Below are 17,205 nucleotides of genomic sequence, written 5' to 3' on the forward strand. Positions count from 1 at the left end.
GCCCCTATTAACTATAGAATTGTTGTAATACGTTGATGAAATTATCTTTATCAGACATCGGTAGTTGGTTAATCCCTGCAGCAGCCTTTCTACCGCCACCAGTTGGAAATTGCACACATATTTCGTCTGCGCCATTGCGGTTGTTTAGTGGTGCTCTAACGCTCACTGTATAAGATTGACCGTCCTGGTTTTGAGTAAGTACAGCATGAGCTTTGTCTGGGTTTCGGTTTGCAAGTTCGTTCCCGAACACGCCGCTGATTCTTCTTGCCCAACTTTCACAGGGGAGCTGATAAACTTCGCAAATTTCATCACTAAATACTGGGCTTAGCTCGGAAACATGCAGGTAGTCTTGTTCATAACCTTTCTTGAGAACATAGAAAGGTGAAGATTGGTCGTCTCTCAACATCAATGGACTTTCGAACTCCACAAGTTGACGAAACAGGATTGCAGGCTCAATATGCAGGTCAGCTTCACTCGCACCGTAACCATTGTAGTTTATCAGTGTCCCAAGTTCTTTTAGAAACTCGATATCAGGCTCAGGGAGCCCCTCTGAGGTCGCAAGGCTAAGTGCTGGTTTAAATAAGTTGTCACCAAATGCACCAGCGATAGCCCAGTGACTATGCTTTCCATCTAGTCTCTTATTAATAAGCAGGCTTGTGCAGACTTCGGCATCAAGATTAATGTCCGCAGTAAGCAAACTCGATTGCGGTATATCGCCACTTCTGTGGTGATCACAATAGAAAACAGGCACATTCCGTTCAGTCAGAAGCATCTCGAGCGCTGGCATGTTCTTTTCCATAGAAATGTCCAACGCAGTAACTGAGGAAACATCTTTCGAGTCAACCACTTGTGCTAGTAGCTTAATGTCTCGCTTAACACCTGTGATTAAAATACTTTCTTTAGGATCATCCAGTCTAAGCTGGATGAGAGCGATAATGCCATCCGCATCACCATTAAATACGTCATAGTGCATTCTGCTTAACCCTGCTCTGAATAAGTGAGGTAACCAAGCTGGCGAAGCTGTGCAACGATTTGCTCTGCACACGCCTCAATGGACATGTCCTGCGTTTTCACCACGATTTCCGGATTCACCGGCACTTCATAGTCGGAATCAATACCGGTAAAGTTAGGGATTTCACCCGCTCGAGCTTTTTTGTAAAGCCCTTTTGGATCACGCTGTTCACACACATCTAGCGGCGTGTCAATAAACACCTCAAGGAACTGCTCTGGCTCAAATAAATCACGTACTTTTTGGCGCTCTGATTTAAATGGTGAGATAAAGGCAGAAAGCACGATAGACCCTGAATCTACAAACAGCTTCGCAACTTCTCCAATACGTCGAATGTTCTCAACACGGTCTTCATCGGTAAAGCCGAGGTCTTTGTTTAACCCATGGCGCACGTTATCGCCATCCAACAGATAGCTATGACGACCAATGCTCATTAGTTTACTTTCTACCGCGTTTGCGACAGTGGATTTTCCTGAACCACTTAATCCAGTGAACCAAAGCAACACAGGTTGCTGAGACTTGAGTTTTTTTCTATCTTCATGAGTCACGGTAGTGTGATGCCAAACAATGTCGTCACTCTTGGAATCATTGTCGAGTTTTGAATATGGATTGTTCATTTAATCATCGAGCGTCGCATCGAGCGTCACTCTCTTCCTTGTTTATAAATAAAGTTGCTTTTTCAACTGAATCGAGATAATGATCAACAAGTTAAAATGGGAAGAATAGAGGTATACAAGTTAAGGCTACTAGGCAATAGGTCAAAGAAACCTTCCAACCAACCCGGATAAAGTCCTTGAAGGTATACCCACCAGCATTCATGACCATTAAGTTCGTCTGATACCCATAAGGGCTAATAAAGCAAGCGCTCGCCGCGTAGGCAACAGCCATGATGAATGGCATTGCGCTCACCTGATAAATATTTGCTAGCGAAAGCCCTATCGGCAACATTATCGCAGCAGCAGCAGTATTGGTGATAACTTCTGTCAGTAATACTGTAACTAAAAATGCCACAATTAGAGCAATATAGGGGCTTTGCTCACCCAATAGTTCATAAAGCGTGGCGGTAATAAACTGTGCCAGTCCAGATTGACTGAATGCTTGGGCGATGGATAAAGCACAAACCAAAATAAGCCAAAGTTCAAACGGAAACCGACGCCGGATGGTTGTGCTATCCAAAATGTTACACCCAACCATCGCCAATAAATAAGCTGCCACGGTCTCCAGTAACGAGAGTGGTGTCGCAACCGATACTAAAATTGCTGCCACAAAACCAGCAACTGCCATCCAGTTCTGAGCTTTGGTTAATCGGTTATTGAGCTGAATACCACTGAGGATGTAGAAGTTTCGAGAGATATTCTGTCGCTTGTGAAAATCTTGCCCCACAGCAAGTACAAGCTTGTCGCCAGCCTGAATTCGTTGTTCTCCAAGCTTCCCTGACAAGCGCTGGTTTTCACGGTTAATAGCCACCACAGCAGCATCAAACCTAGAACGGAAATCCGTAGACTTAAGTGTTTTGCCAACAAGTACAGATTCTGAACTAACGATAACCTCAGTTAAATTCGACTCGAGAAGCTCATTCGTTTCCGCAAAAACCTCTACACCATCTAACTCACTTAATTGTTTTAGATTCTCGACTTCACCGGTAAAAATTAGCTTATCTCCGCCCTCAATAACTGTATCGGGAGTAACAGGAGAAATAAGTTGCTTTCCACGCACAATTTCCGCCAAAAACAAACCATCGAGCGATCGAAGCTTGTTTTGTCTGACAGTATGACCGATTAACTTACTACTAATGCCGACTTCAGCGTCAATAAAATAACCTTTGTCTTTCTTTTCGACTTGATCGTGAGAGGACAGGGAGCCACACGCTAACGCAATAGCGGCTCCGACAAAGACAAGAATTACTAATCCAATAGGAGTAAAACTGAAAAAACGCAACGGTTCAACAGCATGGTCAACCAACACTGCATTGATAACCAAATTGGTAGAGGTACCAATCAAGGTCATTGTGCCACCAATAATAGCAAAGTAAGAAAGCGGCATGAGTAGTTTTGATGGTGAGTGCTCTTGATTACGTAATACACTACCCATTAGCGTAGCCACAACGGCAGTATTGTTTAAAAGTGCTGAACTTATCGCGGTGGACACCCCCATCCTAACAACCGTTTGCTTGTAGCTGGGATGGAATATTTTACTCGACATCCACACTAACAGGTCGCTACGCTCTAACGCCAGAGACGCGAGCATTAAAGCCACCAATGTCAAAACGGATGTATTCGTGATATTAGTTAAAATACTCGCTTGACTGATTTGACCAGTGACATACAGCACGAGTATCGCCCCTATAAACAGTAAACTAGAGCGATACCGAGTACACACTAGGCTAGTCAGAAGCCCTACAATTACAAGAGCAGTTATCAACATCGAATTTGCTAAACTCTATCTGGCGTGCCTTAGCGTGTCACTAAAGCCGTTGGTTCATCGTCGAGTATAATTACTTGATATAAAGCTTAGAAATACCCTTCGCGTTTTTTCTTCTCCATCGAACCTGAAGAATCATGATCAATAGCTCTACCCTGGCGCTCAGAAGTCGTGGTTAGTAGCATCTCTTGGATAATTTCTGGAAGCGTAGTTGCTTCTGATTCTACAGCGCCAGTCAATGGATAACAGCCTAATGTACGAAAGCGAACCATCTTCTGTTGCACTTTTTCACCTTCGCGAAGTTCCATACGCTCATCATCTACCATGATCAACATGCCATCACGCTCAACAACCGGGCGTTTTTTAGCAAGATACAGCCCCGGAATTTCAATCTGCTCTAGGTAGATATATTGCCAAATATCCAACTCAGTCCAATTGGAAAGCGGGAACACGCGAATGCTTTCACCTTTGTTAACTTTGCCGTTGTAGATATTCCAAAGCTCTGGACGCTGATTTTTAGGATCCCAACGATGGTGCTCATCTCGGAAAGAATAGACACGCTCTTTAGCGCGAGATTTTTCCTCGTCGCGACGAGCACCTCCAAAAGCAGCATCAAAGCCGTGCATGTCTAGTGCCTGCTTAAGACCTTGTGTCTTCATGATATCCGTGTGTTTAGAGCTACCATGAACAAAAGGGTTAATGTCCATTGCCAAACCCTCAGGATTTTGATGAACAATCAGTTTCATACCCAATTTCTTCGCCATATAGTCACGAAACTCAATCATTTCTTTGAATTTCCACGTGGTATCAACGTGCATCAAAGGAAATGGCGGAACACCTGGAGCAAAAGCCTTATTGGCAAGGTGTAACATTACTGATGAATCTTTACCTACAGAGTAAAGCATTACCGGGTTATCAAACTCGGCAGCTACTTCCCTCATTATATGGATAGACTCCGCTTCCAACTGCTTCAGGTGAGTAATACGCTCTTGCGTAATTGCCATGAATAATTTTCCTCTTAAATACTAAAGATTTGAGAACAACGTCGACAGACAATATGGATCATTCATATCATCTCAACAAAACTAAAAGCTTAACGTTTTCGCTATTGCCTCTTTCTTAAAACGCCATTCCACTCTCAACATAGGTATGTTGACGAATTTGTCCTAGTTTTACATCCCTTTAATTTGGACACGCTACCGCCCTTGAGTAAAGCCCTCAAAAGCTGAGATTTTTATGTTGTGAGTCTTGACAATACGAGCGTCACAAAGATAATTTGCGGAGATTATATAGGAAACTAAGTTCAACCGCGATAGCACACACCATGCCTAGAGGAACAAATCGGACTCAGATAAACGTCATTGAATTCAATGTAACGATTATCGAATGAAGGGAGAAGAGAATTACACAATTAACTGCTACAACTGACATCATATCAAGTTCAAAAGCAATCATCCTTGCTAAGTTCGCTCTATCGCTTGATTTTTCCTTGTGGGTACACGGCACTTATATGCTCTTTTCACCCTAATTTTCCATTTCTGAAAGCATTGTTTATTAAATTCCCTTTAAGATAAAGGCCAATCCTCCACTTAATATGAGCTGAATTAACGAAAGTATGAGGTAGTTCAAATTTACACAATTATGACATTAAAGCATAAAATCAACACGCTGCTGTCATTAATGTAGGCCAGAGCAAGAGTCTGATTTATATATGATGTTCATTTAACCACTTCCACATTCAATAGTTCTTTTTTGAGCAACCGTGCAAAATCCGCTTTAACTTCACTATCTCCATGAATCAGATACAATTGTTTTAAGTACTCCCTGCAACCTTTTACAAACATTATGAGATCATCTCTATCGGCGTGCGCTGAATAACCTGATACTGTATGAACCATTGCATTCATTTCGATACTAGTACCGTCTATCCAAACTTGTTCCTTACCTATTTGAATATCACGACCTAACGTTTCATTCGCTTGATAACCACAGAACACTATGTCTGTCCGTCTGTCTGGAAGTAAAGCTTTTAGATAATCAACTACTCTGCCTCCTTGGCACATACCAGGTGCCGAGATGACAATCGCAGTCTCTCCTGTCGATGCTAGTCTATTCACCACTCGACAATGTTCTTGATGACTTTCAATAACTACACACTGCGAAAAATTCAAAGGTTGGCGACCTTGCTGGATCTTCAGCTTCGCTTCTTTAGACCATAACTTACGATAACGACGATAAGCCTTAGTAACTTTGACCGCCATGGGAGAGTCAACAATGATAGGAATCGTCGATTGTAGTTGGTTTTGATGCAGTAGTGACTCAATATCAAACAACAACTCCTGTGTTCGGCCAACACTAAAGGCAGGCACAATGATCACACCTCAATCCTTTAAACTTCGTTTAATAATCGTCAATAACCTCTCATTGCGTTTATCGACCGATTCATGGCGTTTGTCACCGTAGGTAGATTCTAGAAAAAGGTAGTCAGCACGTTTTGGGGGAATGGGGCTGGTAGTAATGGCGTATGATTAGGTCCTAAATCTCCAGAGAATACTGCTATTTCATCTTTTGGCAGTTTTAACTCAATATAGGCACTACCTAAAATGTGTCTGGCGGGATTGAATCTTACATAAGTGAAATAACCTCCATAGTTCGACTTAATAGGTGTCCATTCTGAGTAGTTTATAGGTTTCAGATGCTTAAAAATTAAATCAATGAATTGCGTTCTTTTGCTTTTAGATAGATCCAGCGTTAGTTTAAGACCATCGGATAACATTAATGGAACTAAATAAGCCGTTGCGTGGGTGCAATAAATAGGCCCACGAAACCCTGCGGCAAACAACCACGGTAACCTACCAATATGATCGATGTGGGCATGCGTCAGAATCAAAGCACGCGCATGCTTTAAGCTGAAATCGATCTTCAGAGTCTGATTGTAAGAATCCGCTCCTTGAAAAAGCCCACAATCAATTAACACAGATTCACCATTTATTGCCAATTCATGACAGGAACCTGTCACTGTGTCTTTGCCTCCATGATGTGTCACTTCTACATTTGGTGCTAACTGCATACCTATCTCCAGTTGTCATGCCTATCAACATAGACCTACTGTAGGCCGGTAGCGAACGTCAATGCTCTAGTTCATAACATTCTAACTTCTGTCGCATAGAACCAAACAATTGTCAGTCTCAGAGTAGAACCTGCGTCAACATGCTTTGGAAAAGCATTAATTTCTACTCTGGTACTTCCTGAGAACTTAGTTCCCTTGCTTTGAAGCTACGTGGAAATCTTATATACTCAACTGAATTATCCTATTCAAATGGAACCGTTTTATGATCATTGTAACTGGCGGTGCTGGCATGATTGGCAGCAACATTATCAAAGCGCTTAACGAAGCAGGCTTAAATGATATTCTGGTAGTCGACAACCTTAAAAATGGACGTAAGTTCAAAAACTTGGTTGACCTTGATATTACTGACTATATGGATCGCGATGACTTTTTAACGCAAGTTATGGCTGGCGATGATTTTGGACCTATCGAAGCGGTATTCCACGAAGGAGCATGTTCAGCTACGACAGAGTGGGATGGTAAGTATGTGATGTTGAATAACTATGAGTATTCAAAAGAGTTACTTCACTACTGTCTAGAGCGTGAAATTCCGTTCCTTTATGCCTCTTCTGCGGCAACTTATGGTGAGACGACTGTATTTAAGGAAGAGCGCCAGTATGAAGGTGCACTAAACGTTTACGGTTACTCTAAACAACAGTTCGATAACTATGTCCGTCGTCTAACTGCTGACGCGGAAGCACACGGCGAAAAACTGTCACAAATTACTGGATTCCGTTACTTCAACGTTTATGGCCCACGTGAGCAGCACAAAGGCAGCATGGCTTCTGTGGCATTCCATTTGAATAACCAAATGAATGCTGGAGAGAATCCAAAACTATTTGAAGGTAGCGCCCAGTTTAAGCGCGACTTCGTTTATGTTGGTGACGTAGCTAAAGTAAATCTATGGTTTATGGAAAATGGCGTTTCGGGCATTTTTAACTGCGGTACCGGCAATGCAGAGACATTTGAGGCTATTGCAGAAGCGGCGATCAAGCACCACGGTAAAGGGGAAATTGAAAACATCCCATTCCCTGACCATTTGAAAGGTGCTTATCAAGAGTTTACTCAAGCTGATTTAACCAACTTACGTGCTGCTGGTTGTGATATCGAGTTTAAGACTGTTGCTGAAGGTGTTGCTGAGTATTTGGCGATTGTGAATAAGTAACAAGGTGCTTCTACGTTTAAGAATTTTGGTTGAAGTTTAGTCATCCTGGAGAGTAAATCCCTGCCTATACAGGGATTTACTCAAAAAATAACCCTGACGGCATGAAAACTGAATAATCTAGAAAGAGTTTATTGATGAATATTCTTATGGCCCTGTCCCAGCTTGAAGTCACTGGGGCTGAGGTTTACGCTACTACGGTAGGTAACGAACTCACCGCTCGGGGTCATAATGTGTTTTATGTCTCTGATACGCTGACAAAACCTCATGACGGCCCATTTTTCTCATTGCGATTTAACAAACGTAGTGTGCCGCGTCGTTTTTGGCATGTGGGTTATCTCATATACCTAATCAAAAAACATAATATTCAGTTAGTCCATGCTCACTCTCGTGCATCAAGCTGGAGCTGCCATGTGGCCTGTAAGCTAACTGGTACCCCTGTGGTAACAACTGTGCATGGTCGTCAACCTGTACATGCATCGCGTAAGAAGTTTCATGCTATGGGTGATAGAGCGCTACCCGTTTGTGAGGCGATTCGTGATCAACTACACAACGATTTAGCGGTACCTTTAGAGCAGATGGAGGTGAGTCGCAATGGTATTGAGACTGACAACTTCAAATGGGTTGAAGCACCTAACAACGCAAAACCTGTGATTACTATTGTAGGTCGCTTGACGGGCCCGAAAGGTGACTTATGTTATCGCCTGCTTGATGAGTGTTTAAACGCTGACAAATATGACATTCGTGTGGTCACTGGCTCTAAGTTTGAAACAAGATTCGAAAAGTTTAAATCAACCGTCAACTTTGTTGGTTATACCAATGATGTACCGACAATGCTAAGTGAAGCAGACTTAGTGATTGGAGCCGGACGCGTTGCGATGGAATCCTTGCTTTGTGGCCGCCCTACTCTGGCTATCGGTGAAGCGAAGTGCATTGGTGTTATCGACGAAGCAAATGTTTCAGAAGCGATGGCCACAAACTTTGGCGATATAGGGCCAAAAGATCTCGATATCGACTTTGGCTCGATTCCTTCCTTTGTAGAGCAAGGACTCACGACTGCACATTGTTCAATGGCCATCAGCGATACTATACGCGAACACTATACTCTCTCTTCGATTGTTGACCAAATAGAGCGTATTTATCAAGACGTCTATGTCACTACACTAAAGCGTGAAATGCCTGTAATCATGTATCACCGCTTTATTAAAGATGACAGTGGCAAAGGCGTTCACGGTACCTACCTTCATATCGATATGTTTGATAAGCATATGGCTCTATTGAAAAGGATGGGATTTGAAACACTGACGTTTGAGGATCTTCAGGATGGGCGTTTAATTCGCAGGCTCGAAGCGGGTAAGCGTTACATTATGTTGACGGTCGACGATGGCTATGTCGATAATTTAGAGCTGATGCTCCCTGTTTTACAAAAATACGACTTCAAAGCCGTGGTTTATGTGGTTACTGGTGAAACTTTTAACCGCTGGGATGTTGAAAACCCAAGTAATCCTGAGACGTCTGTGCCATTAATGAATACTGACCAGGTTAAGTTACTGTCGCAATCCGAGCTGATTGAGATTGGCGGGCATACCCTGACTCACCCTAAACTTAACACTTTATCGAATGAACAGCAGCTCCATGAAATCATCGAGAACAAAGCGGCGTTAGAGGCGACCATCGGCAAACCCCTAACTTCGTTCGCTTACCCATTTGGTGAGCATAATCAGACATCAAAAGATATCGCTAAAGAGGTAGGTTATCAGTACGCAGTCGCCACCAACTCGGGACCACTGCAATTTCATAAAGATCCCTATCAGATCCGCCGTATTGCGATTTTCCCGAAAACAGATGTGTTTGGGTTGTGGCGCAAAGTGCGTGGCAATTATTTGTTTAGAAAGGCAAAGAAATAATGAAAGTAGCAAATGTATTCTATGTGACTTCACCGTTGCAGTATCTATGTGCATTTGAAGCAAGAAAAGCATTTAACGCATCTTGTAATATTTTAATTCTAGAAGTGGGTGATACCGTAAGAGGTTTGGAACAACTGCAACAACTGATATCCCGAGATAACTGGGATTGTACCTTTGAGTTGAAGACCGGAAACAGAACCTTTACCACACCCGCCTTTATTAGAAAATTAAAGCGTTATCTTTCCAGCCACGGATTATCTATTGATCACTTTTGCTTTGGTGAGTTTGCTAGCTGGCGAGTGAACCTGGTTCGCAAGAACCTTTCGTTCCGCCGTACCGTTTATTTTGATGACGGCACCCTTAGCATCAATGAAGTTGAGAAGTACATTAAGCCCGCCATACCCTACTCCCGCAAACGTTGGTTTCATGACTTGCTGCTTCGCCTGCAGGGCGTTCAACCTGTGGGTGTGTTACCCGTACCTGATAACCTGTTGGTTTACTCTATGTTCGATTTTTCTGACGAACTTTTTGACAGTCAGATTAACCAATTTGCCGACCTGCTCAGTCGCTTTGACTCTTTTAATGCGTATGATGCACAGGGACCAGTGGCATTTATTGGTCAGGGTGCTATTGGGCATAAAAACCAAAAATCGCTGGATGCCCACTTAAAAGAAATCATGCTTTTTACTGAGAACAAAGCTCAGAAAGTGGTTTATTTTCCGCATCGTAATGAGAGTGAAGCCGTGACAAAAGCCGTAAAGGCCATTAAGTCGGTCGAATATCACACTCCTGACCGTCCGATGGAGCTTGAGATACTGACCAAACGCCTGACTTTTTCCAGAGTGGTTGGCCCTTACTCTACGGCCCTGTTCACCTTAAAGAAACTTTTCCCAGAATTACCTGTCACTCTCATAGACGATGGACGACAAAGTCAGGTCATTTTGGAGATAAGAAATCAGTTAAATAAAGAGCAGATCTTAGACTCCATTATTACCAAAGATGGTCATTTTGAGTCTTTGAATTAAGCTCATCCCCCTAAACCTGCGTCGCCTTCTGGCGGCTAGCAAAGCACATGACTGTCGCAATGTGCGTGTTATACTAGTAACAAAGCAACTGGCAATGTCACAAGACCATACGTTGCAAGCAAAGGATACTTTTTCATGTTAAATAACAAAACCGTGCTGATTACTGGTGGCACAGGCTCATTCGGAAAACAATTCATCAAAACGATTCTTGAACGTTATGAGGATGTAAAGAAGATCATTATCTTCTCAAGAGATGAACTGAAGCAGTTCGAGCTTAAGCAGCAATATCCTCACAAAGATTTTCCTCAGCTGCGCTTCTTTATCGGTGATGTTCGTGATCGAAACCGCATGATTCAGGCGTGTGAAGGCGTGGATGTGATTATTCACGCAGCAGCAATCAAACAGGTAGATACAGCAGAGTACAACCCTACAGAATGTATTCGAACCAACGTTGATGGAGCGGAAAACGTGATTCAGGCAGCCCTGCAATGTGGCGTTCATGATGTTGTGGCACTCTCCACTGATAAAGCATGTGCTCCGATTAATCTATATGGCGCGACTAAGCTTGCCTCTGATAAATTGTTCACTGCAGCCAATAACATTAAGGGTTCTAAAGACATCCGTTTCAGCGTGGTACGCTACGGTAACGTCATGGGCTCAAGAGGCTCTGTTATCCCATTCTTCCTGAAGAAGAAAGAAGAAGGCCTGTTACCTATCACTCATGAAGAGATGACTCGATTCAACATCTCTTTGCAAGACGGTGTGAACATGGTGATGTACGCGTTGGAACACCACCTTGGTGGCGAGATTTTTGTACCGAAGATCCCTTCTTACAAGATCATGGATATTGCCGAAGCGGTAGCACCTGAGTGCAAAACGAAAGTTGTAGGTATTCGTCCTGGAGAAAAGCTCCATGAAGAAATGATCACCGATACTGATTCTCTCAACACCATTGACTTGGGTAAGTACTACGCCATTCTGCCCTCTGTATCATTTACATATACAGAGGAAGAGTACTTGAATCACCACAAAGCTGAGAAAGTACCGTTTGGTTTCAAATACAACTCAGGAACCAATACCGAGTGGGAAACCATTGAAGGGTTGCGTGCACTGATCAAAGAGCATGTTGATCCAAACTTTATAGTGTGAGAAGTAACGTGATTCCATACGGCAAACAAGAGATTACTCAACAAGATATCGACGCTGTTGTTGACGTTCTTAACTCTGACTTTTTGACTCAAGGACCAAAGGTACCCGAGTTCGAGTCAATGCTTACAGCTCATACCGGCGCGGCGCACGCATTGGCAGTCAACAGCGCGACCTCTGCTTTGCACATCGCTTGTCTGGCTTTAGGCTTAGGTGAGGGTGACTGGTTGTGGACCTCGCCTGTCACCTTTGTCGCATCAGCAAACTGTGGCCTGTACTGCAGCGCCAAGGTTGACTTCGTCGATATCAACCCAAAAACCTACAACATGTGTCCCGAGAAGCTTGAGCAGAAGCTGATTCAGGCAAAAGCTGAAGGCAAGCTGCCAAAAGTGGTGGTTCCAGTGCACCTATGCGGTCAGCCTTGTGACATGAAAGCCATTGGCAAACTTGCCAAAGAATATGGTTTCAAAGTGATTGAAGACGCTTCTCATGCGATTGGTGGAAAGTATCTCGGTAAGCCTATTGGAAACTGTGAGTACTCGGATATCACGGTGTTTAGCTTCCACCCGGTAAAAATCGTGACGACGGCCGAAGGTGGTGCGGCACTGACCAACAGCCAAACACTCGCGGATAAAATGGCACTGTTACGTAGCCACGGTATCACACGAGATCCTGCAATGATGCAGGGAGAATCGCATGGTGCATGGTACTACCAGCAGATAGATTTGGGTTTTAACTATCGAATGACTGAATTGCAAGCTGCATTGGGTGTCACCCAAATGCAGCGTTTGACGCAATTTGTCGCGGCTCGTCATAACTTGGCCTCTCGATACAATGCGTTATTAGAAGCTTTACCCGTTGTGCGCCCGTATCAGTTAGAGGATACCTACTCTGGTCTGCACCTGTACGTTATCCGTTTGAAGCTTGATGAGATCACTCTGACTCACCAACAAGTATTCAATGCATTACGTGAGCAAGGCATTGGGGTCAACTTGCATTATATTCCGGTACATACTCAGCCATATTATCAACAAATGGGCTTTGCCATCGGTGATTTCCCTGAATCTGAGCGCTACTATCAAGAAGCTATTTCGTTACCAATGTTTCATGGTATGACTGATAGTCAGCAAGATACCGTTGTTGCCATCTTGACTGATATTTTAGCGAGCTAGCACATGAAAATTGCCATTATCCCAGCGAGAGGCGGAAGCAAAAGAATACCGCGCAAAAACATTAAGTTATTTCACGGTAAGCCCATGATAGCCTACTCAATTGACGCCGCGTTGAGTTCAGGCTGCTTTGATAAAGTCATTGTGTCGACAGATGATCAGGAAATCGCTGAAGTTGCTAAGCAGTGTGGTGCTGAGGTTCCTTTTATTCGTCCAGATGACATATCTGATGATCATGCGACTACAATCGACGTCATCCATCATGCTATTCAATGGTATGAGCATCAGCAGGTCGAGGTTGACCACGTCTGTTGTTTATATGCGACAGCACCATTTGTTACCGCTAAGGACTTAAAACAGGGGTATCAAAAACTGGTATCCGATAAGAGAATTGAGTTCGTATTCAGCGCGACATCTTTTCCTTTCCCGATTCAACGAGCTATCAAACTCTCGACATCTGGTGCAGTAACAATGTTTGCACCTGAAAATGAGTTGGTACGCTCTCAAGATTTGGAGGAAGCATATCACGATGCAGGGCAATTCTACTGGGGGAAAAAATCGGCTTTTCTTGAAAGGAAATCCTTCTTCTCACCTCACTCTAGAGTCGTTCTACTTCCAAGGCAAAGAGTGCAAGACATTGATACCGATGAAGACTGGCATTTTGCAGAAACGTTATATTCATTGATAGAAAAATCGTGATGAAAAAAGTCGTTTTCAGGACTGACGCTTCGATTTGGATAGGTAGCGGACACGTTATGAGGTGCTTGGTACTTGCTACTTCTCTGAGGGAGCATAATTATCAAGTCAGTTTCGCTTGCTTACCACAAAAAGGCGACATGATAAGCTACATTCAAAGCCGTGGATTTGATGTTATTAAGCTCACACCACCCAAGGTTCCTGTTGTCCCAAGCAGTGACAAAGACTACATTGCTTGGCTACAACGCACACCAGAAGAGGATGCGAACGATTTCTTGCGTTCTGTGGAAGATGCCCAATGGGTAATTAGCGATCACTACGCTATCGACAAGCTTTGGCAAAAAATCGTTCGTTCTCGACAGAAAAGCCTACTAATGAGTATTGACGACTTAGTTAGAGTCCATTCTGCCGACCTAATCATAGATCAAACCCTAGGAAGGAAAGCGTCAGACTATCAGTCTAAAGGCACAGTATTAGCCGGCAGCAATTATGCACTTTTAGATGAGAAATTCTCACAGCTACACCCTTCTGGTAAAAATAGAGTAAAGCCTGAAAAGGCTCCCAAAGTCCTAGTTTCTATGGGTGGAATTGACGCGCCGAATGCTTCACTCAAAGTTCTAGAAGCCTTAAACGGGGAGGTAAATGCCAGTTTCACCGTGCTGTTAAGTAACCGCTCTCCAAATTATCAGCATCTGCGAGATTGGTGTCAGGGTCGCGATAAAGTAACTCACATTGATTTTTCCGAAAATATGGCAAATCTGATGTTAGAGCATGATATTGCTATTGGGGCGCCCGGTAGTACTAGTTGGGAGAGAGCTTGTTTAGGTCTGCCAAGTATTGTCATTCCTCTTGCAGACAACCAGAAAGAGATATGTGCTCAATTGGTAAATCAAGGTGTCGCATTACAAGTCAATTTAGAGAATATTGAATCTGACCTCCTCAATGCATACGAACAACTTCTTACTAAGTGGACCTCGTTACACCAAGCAAGCCTCCAGATTTGCGACGGTAAAGGTGTTTATAGAGTGACCGAAAAAATACTTGAGTTAGATTATGAAAATAGCCATTGTCTGTAGCAGCAACACACACCCTGTTTTTCCTTATTTGGAGGCATGGGTAGCGAACAATGCTGCCAATCACCAAATTGAGCTGGTAACCAACATCAGCGAACTTAGCGGCTCTGGGGATATTCTATTCTTGGTATCCTGCTCTGAAATTGTGCACAAACAGACAAGGGAACTATTTCGCTATACGCTTGTGCTTCACGCGAGTGACTTACCTCAAGGTCGTGGCTGGAGCCCTCATATATGGGAAATAGTCAATGGCGGTAATGAGCTAACCCTTTCTCTTCTAAACGCCGAAGACGGAGTCGATACTGGTGACGTTTGGCAGAAAATAAGCATTCCATTGTCTGGTCATGAATTGTTTGATGAGATTAATCACAAGCTTTTTTCAGCAGAAATTGAACTTATATCATGGGCATGCGAGCACATAGATCAAAGTAATGCCACGGCTCAGTCAGAGAATGTCGAATCCTGCTACTATAGAAAAAGAACGCCAGAAGATAGCCAACTAGACGCCGACGCTTCTATTCGCTCTCAATTCAACTTGCTTAGAGTATGTGACCCTGAGCGATTTCCGGCATACGTTATAATCAATAACATCAAATACTACGTCCGATTGGAGAAAGATAATGAGCAATGAGCATATTCAGATTGAAGGACGTAAGATTGGTCCTAATTTCGAGCCATATATAATCGCTGAGCTGTCAGCAAACCACAATGGTGATATCAATAACGCATTCAAGATTATTGAAGAAGCCAAGAAGGCTGGAGCGGATGCAATTAAGCTACAAACTTATCGCCCTGACACAATAACTATCAATTGTGACAAAGAAGACTTCCAAATTCACGGAGGCTTATGGGATGGCCGTTCTCTATATGAGCTCTACGAATGGGCGCATACGCCATGGGAATGGCATCAAGCTCTGTTTGAGAAAGCGAAGGAGATCGGAATCACGATATTTAGCTCTCCGTTTGACTTCACCGCCGTGGACTTGCTGGAAGAGCTGGGAGCTCCTGCTTATAAAATCGCCTCCTTCGAACTTGTTGATCATGCGTTGATAGCGCGCGTAGCTAAAACTGGTAAGCCGATGATCATGTCCACAGGAATGGCAAACGAAGAAGAGATACATGAGGCTATTACCGTGGCAAAAAGCAATGGGTGTAGTGACCTGGTAGTTCTTCATTGTGTGAGCGGGTACCCTGCTCCAGCCGAGCAGTATAACTTAAGAACCATTGCGGATATGCAAGAACGCTTCGGTGTTCTCTCAGGTCTCTCCGATCATACAATTGATAATGCAACTGCCGTGGCTTCTATTTCTTTAGGTGCATGCTTGATAGAGAAGCATGTGACTTTAGATCGAAACGGTGGTGGTCCAGATGATAGCTTCTCTCTTGAACCCTCAGAATTGAAAGCGCTTTGTCATGATACTAAAACCGCCTGGGCTGCACTTGGCAAGGTAAACTATGAACGCACAGAAGCAGAAAAAGGCAATGTGAAGTTTCGCCGCTCTCTTTATGTCGTGAAGGATGTGAAAGCAGGGGAGCCTTTAACCTCCAATAATATTCGTTCAATACGACCTGGTTATGGGTTGCCTCCTAAATACTTAAAAGACGTCATAGGCAAAGTTGCAGATGTAGATCTTGTTAGAGGTACACCCCTAACAATTGAACACTTGAAGAACATGTAGTGAATACCAGAAAGACAGTATCAAAGCATATGAAAATTTATGTGATCAACTTGAAACGTAGTACTGATAGACGTCAACGCGTGCTTGATAACCTTGGCAATTTAAAGGTGCCGTTCGCATTTTTTGATGCTATTGATGGTAGAAATGCCCTCCCTGATGATCTAGAGCCTTTACTTGATCATAATCATCGAAAATGGTTTAGAAGTCGTCCTTTGTCACCAGGAGAGCGAGGTGTCTATGCCAGCCACTTTCGCCTTTGGCAAAAGTGTGTAGCGCTTAATGAACCAATAATTGTGATGGAAGATGATTTTCTGCCTACAGAATTTTTCACGTCTGCATTAACTATTGTGCCAAGTTTGATAGATAACGGGTATGAGTACCTTCGTCTAGAAGCACAAGATAAAGGTTTTTCACCGATAGAAAGCGATGGTTCATATCAAACCGTTCTTTGGCACGACAATTCTAAAGGAGCTCGAGCTTATGCAATATCTCCTTCTGGCGCCAAAAAGTTGATAGACGGTAACCGTAGATGGCTATGTGCAGTGGATAATCAAATAGGTGAGTCCTATCGAACCAAGCTTGTCTGTGCAGGTTTGTTACCCTATGCCGTATACAATCCTGCCGACTTTGAAACCACTATTCAAACTGGCGGAAAAACAAAGGTTAAAATTATTTTCAAATTAACTCGTGAATTGTATCGCTTCTATAGGTTCATTCGACAAGTAATCTGGAATCAGGTTGGATTAAGTCAGTTAAAAAAAAGCAAGACACATGATTCCTAATAGAGCTATACAACGTCAGAACGTTTC

The 17,205-nt window shown here is 43.3% G+C and carries 14 protein-coding genes and 1 pseudogene; 10 read left to right on the forward strand and 5 right to left on the reverse strand.

Annotated elements, in window-relative coordinates; translation table 11 throughout:
- Positions 1-7 precede the first annotated feature (7 nt).
- The 5 genes and pseudogenes from OH456_RS20455 to OH456_RS20475 all read right to left on the reverse strand — a co-directional run bounded on the left by OH456_RS20455 (position 8) and on the right by OH456_RS20475 (position 6,500).
- Positions 8-973: a DHH family phosphoesterase gene (locus OH456_RS20455; protein WP_270034143.1), complete on the reverse strand. Its 966-nt coding sequence runs from the start codon at positions 971-973 to the stop codon at positions 8-10.
- A 5-nt stretch (positions 974-978) separates the two neighbouring features.
- On the reverse strand, positions 979-1,626 hold the full coding sequence (cysC, locus tag OH456_RS20460) for an adenylyl-sulfate kinase (RefSeq protein WP_270034144.1): 648 nt from the start codon (positions 1,624-1,626) through the stop codon (positions 979-981).
- Positions 1,627-1,717: 91 nt separating this feature from the next.
- Entirely contained in the window at positions 1,718-3,433 is a 1,716-nt protein-coding gene (locus OH456_RS20465; RefSeq protein WP_270034145.1) for an SLC13 family permease, read from the reverse strand.
- 86 nt (positions 3,434-3,519) lie between these two features.
- Positions 3,520-4,434: a sulfate adenylyltransferase subunit CysD gene (gene cysD, locus OH456_RS20470; RefSeq protein WP_443088642.1), complete on the reverse strand. Its 915-nt coding sequence runs from the start codon at positions 4,432-4,434 to the stop codon at positions 3,520-3,522.
- Positions 4,435-5,148: 714 nt separating this feature from the next.
- Positions 5,149-6,500 (reverse strand): annotated as a pseudogene (locus OH456_RS20475) (MBL fold metallo-hydrolase RNA specificity domain-containing protein).
- Between the two features lie 262 nt (positions 6,501-6,762).
- Between OH456_RS20475 and rfaD the strand changes: the two are divergent.
- From rfaD to OH456_RS20525, 10 genes are all read left to right on the forward strand, one after another.
- Complete coding sequence (gene rfaD, locus OH456_RS20480) at positions 6,763-7,704, forward strand: ADP-glyceromanno-heptose 6-epimerase (protein WP_198558408.1); 942 nt, start codon at positions 6,763-6,765, stop codon at positions 7,702-7,704.
- Between the two features lie 134 nt (positions 7,705-7,838).
- A complete protein-coding gene (locus OH456_RS20485; RefSeq protein WP_270034146.1) occupies positions 7,839-9,608 on the forward strand; it encodes a polysaccharide deacetylase family protein in 1,770 nt (589 codons plus the stop codon).
- The gene (locus tag OH456_RS20490; protein WP_270034147.1) at positions 9,608-10,633 is read left to right on the forward strand and encodes a hypothetical protein; all 1,026 of its coding nucleotides are present in this window, start codon (positions 9,608-9,610) and stop codon (positions 10,631-10,633) included. The genes OH456_RS20485 and OH456_RS20490 overlap by 1 nt, the downstream gene beginning before the upstream one ends.
- Before the next feature lie 135 nt (positions 10,634-10,768).
- Positions 10,769-11,782, forward strand: a complete 1,014-nt coding sequence (gene pseB, locus OH456_RS20495) for a UDP-N-acetylglucosamine 4,6-dehydratase (inverting) (protein WP_198558411.1) — start codon at positions 10,769-10,771, stop codon at positions 11,780-11,782.
- Complete coding sequence (gene pseC / locus OH456_RS20500; RefSeq protein ID WP_270034149.1) at positions 11,779-12,951, forward strand: UDP-4-amino-4,6-dideoxy-N-acetyl-beta-L-altrosamine transaminase; 1,173 nt, start codon at positions 11,779-11,781, stop codon at positions 12,949-12,951. The genes pseB and pseC overlap by 4 nt, the downstream gene beginning before the upstream one ends.
- Positions 12,952-12,954: 3 nt before the next feature.
- Complete coding sequence (gene pseF, locus OH456_RS20505) at positions 12,955-13,647, forward strand: pseudaminic acid cytidylyltransferase (RefSeq protein WP_270034150.1); 693 nt, start codon at positions 12,955-12,957, stop codon at positions 13,645-13,647.
- On the forward strand, positions 13,647-14,720 hold the full coding sequence (gene pseG / locus OH456_RS20510) for a UDP-2,4-diacetamido-2,4,6-trideoxy-beta-L-altropyranose hydrolase (protein ID WP_270034151.1): 1,074 nt from the start codon (positions 13,647-13,649) through the stop codon (positions 14,718-14,720). The genes pseF and pseG overlap by 1 nt, the downstream gene beginning before the upstream one ends.
- Positions 14,698-15,348 (forward strand): formyltransferase family protein, encoded by a 651-nt coding sequence (locus tag OH456_RS20515; RefSeq protein ID WP_270034152.1) that lies wholly within the window; start codon positions 14,698-14,700, stop codon positions 15,346-15,348. The genes pseG and OH456_RS20515 overlap by 23 nt, the downstream gene beginning before the upstream one ends.
- Positions 15,338-16,396, forward strand: coding sequence for a pseudaminic acid synthase (gene pseI / locus OH456_RS20520; protein WP_198558416.1), 1,059 nt, complete (start codon positions 15,338-15,340; stop codon positions 16,394-16,396). Before OH456_RS20515 ends, pseI begins: the two co-directional genes overlap by 11 nt.
- Positions 16,396-17,178 carry a glycosyltransferase family 25 protein gene (locus OH456_RS20525; protein ID WP_242456546.1) on the forward strand — a complete coding sequence of 261 codons (783 nt, stop codon included), beginning with the start codon at positions 16,396-16,398 and terminating at the stop codon, positions 17,176-17,178. The genes pseI and OH456_RS20525 overlap by 1 nt, the downstream gene beginning before the upstream one ends.
- The last annotated feature ends 27 nt before the right edge of the window (positions 17,179-17,205 follow it).

It is taken from the genome of Vibrio sp. La 4.2.2 (genome assembly GCF_027586995.1).
GTDB classification, from domain to species: Bacteria; Pseudomonadota; Gammaproteobacteria; order Enterobacterales; family Vibrionaceae; genus Vibrio; species Vibrio mediterranei.

Excerpts from the sequence above, each read along its gene's own strand:
- pseI (WP_198558416.1), top strand. The coding sequence starts at position 15,338 with ATGAGCAATGAGCATATTCAGATTGAAGGACGTAAGATTGGTCCTAAT.
- OH456_RS20490 (WP_270034147.1), top strand. The coding sequence starts at position 9,608 with ATGAAAGTAGCAAATGTATTCTATGTGACTTCACCGTTGCAGTATCTA.
- pseG (WP_270034151.1), top strand. The coding sequence starts at position 13,647 with ATGAAAAAAGTCGTTTTCAGGACTGACGCTTCGATTTGGATAGGTAGC.
- pseB (WP_198558411.1), top strand. The coding sequence starts at position 10,769 with ATGTTAAATAACAAAACCGTGCTGATTACTGGTGGCACAGGCTCATTC.
- OH456_RS20465 (WP_270034145.1), bottom strand. The coding sequence starts at position 3,433 with ATGTTGATAACTGCTCTTGTAATTGTAGGGCTTCTGACTAGCCTAGTG.
- rfaD (WP_198558408.1), top strand. The coding sequence starts at position 6,763 with ATGATCATTGTAACTGGCGGTGCTGGCATGATTGGCAGCAACATTATC.
- OH456_RS20515 (WP_270034152.1), top strand. The coding sequence starts at position 14,698 with ATGAAAATAGCCATTGTCTGTAGCAGCAACACACACCCTGTTTTTCCT.
- OH456_RS20485 (WP_270034146.1), top strand. The coding sequence starts at position 7,839 with ATGAATATTCTTATGGCCCTGTCCCAGCTTGAAGTCACTGGGGCTGAG.
- pseF (WP_270034150.1), top strand. The coding sequence starts at position 12,955 with ATGAAAATTGCCATTATCCCAGCGAGAGGCGGAAGCAAAAGAATACCG.
- cysD (WP_443088642.1), bottom strand. The coding sequence starts at position 4,434 with ATGGCAATTACGCAAGAGCGTATTACTCACCTGAAGCAGTTGGAAGCG.
- OH456_RS20455 (WP_270034143.1), bottom strand. The coding sequence starts at position 973 with ATGCACTATGACGTATTTAATGGTGATGCGGATGGCATTATCGCTCTC.
- cysC (WP_270034144.1), bottom strand. The coding sequence starts at position 1,626 with ATGAACAATCCATATTCAAAACTCGACAATGATTCCAAGAGTGACGAC.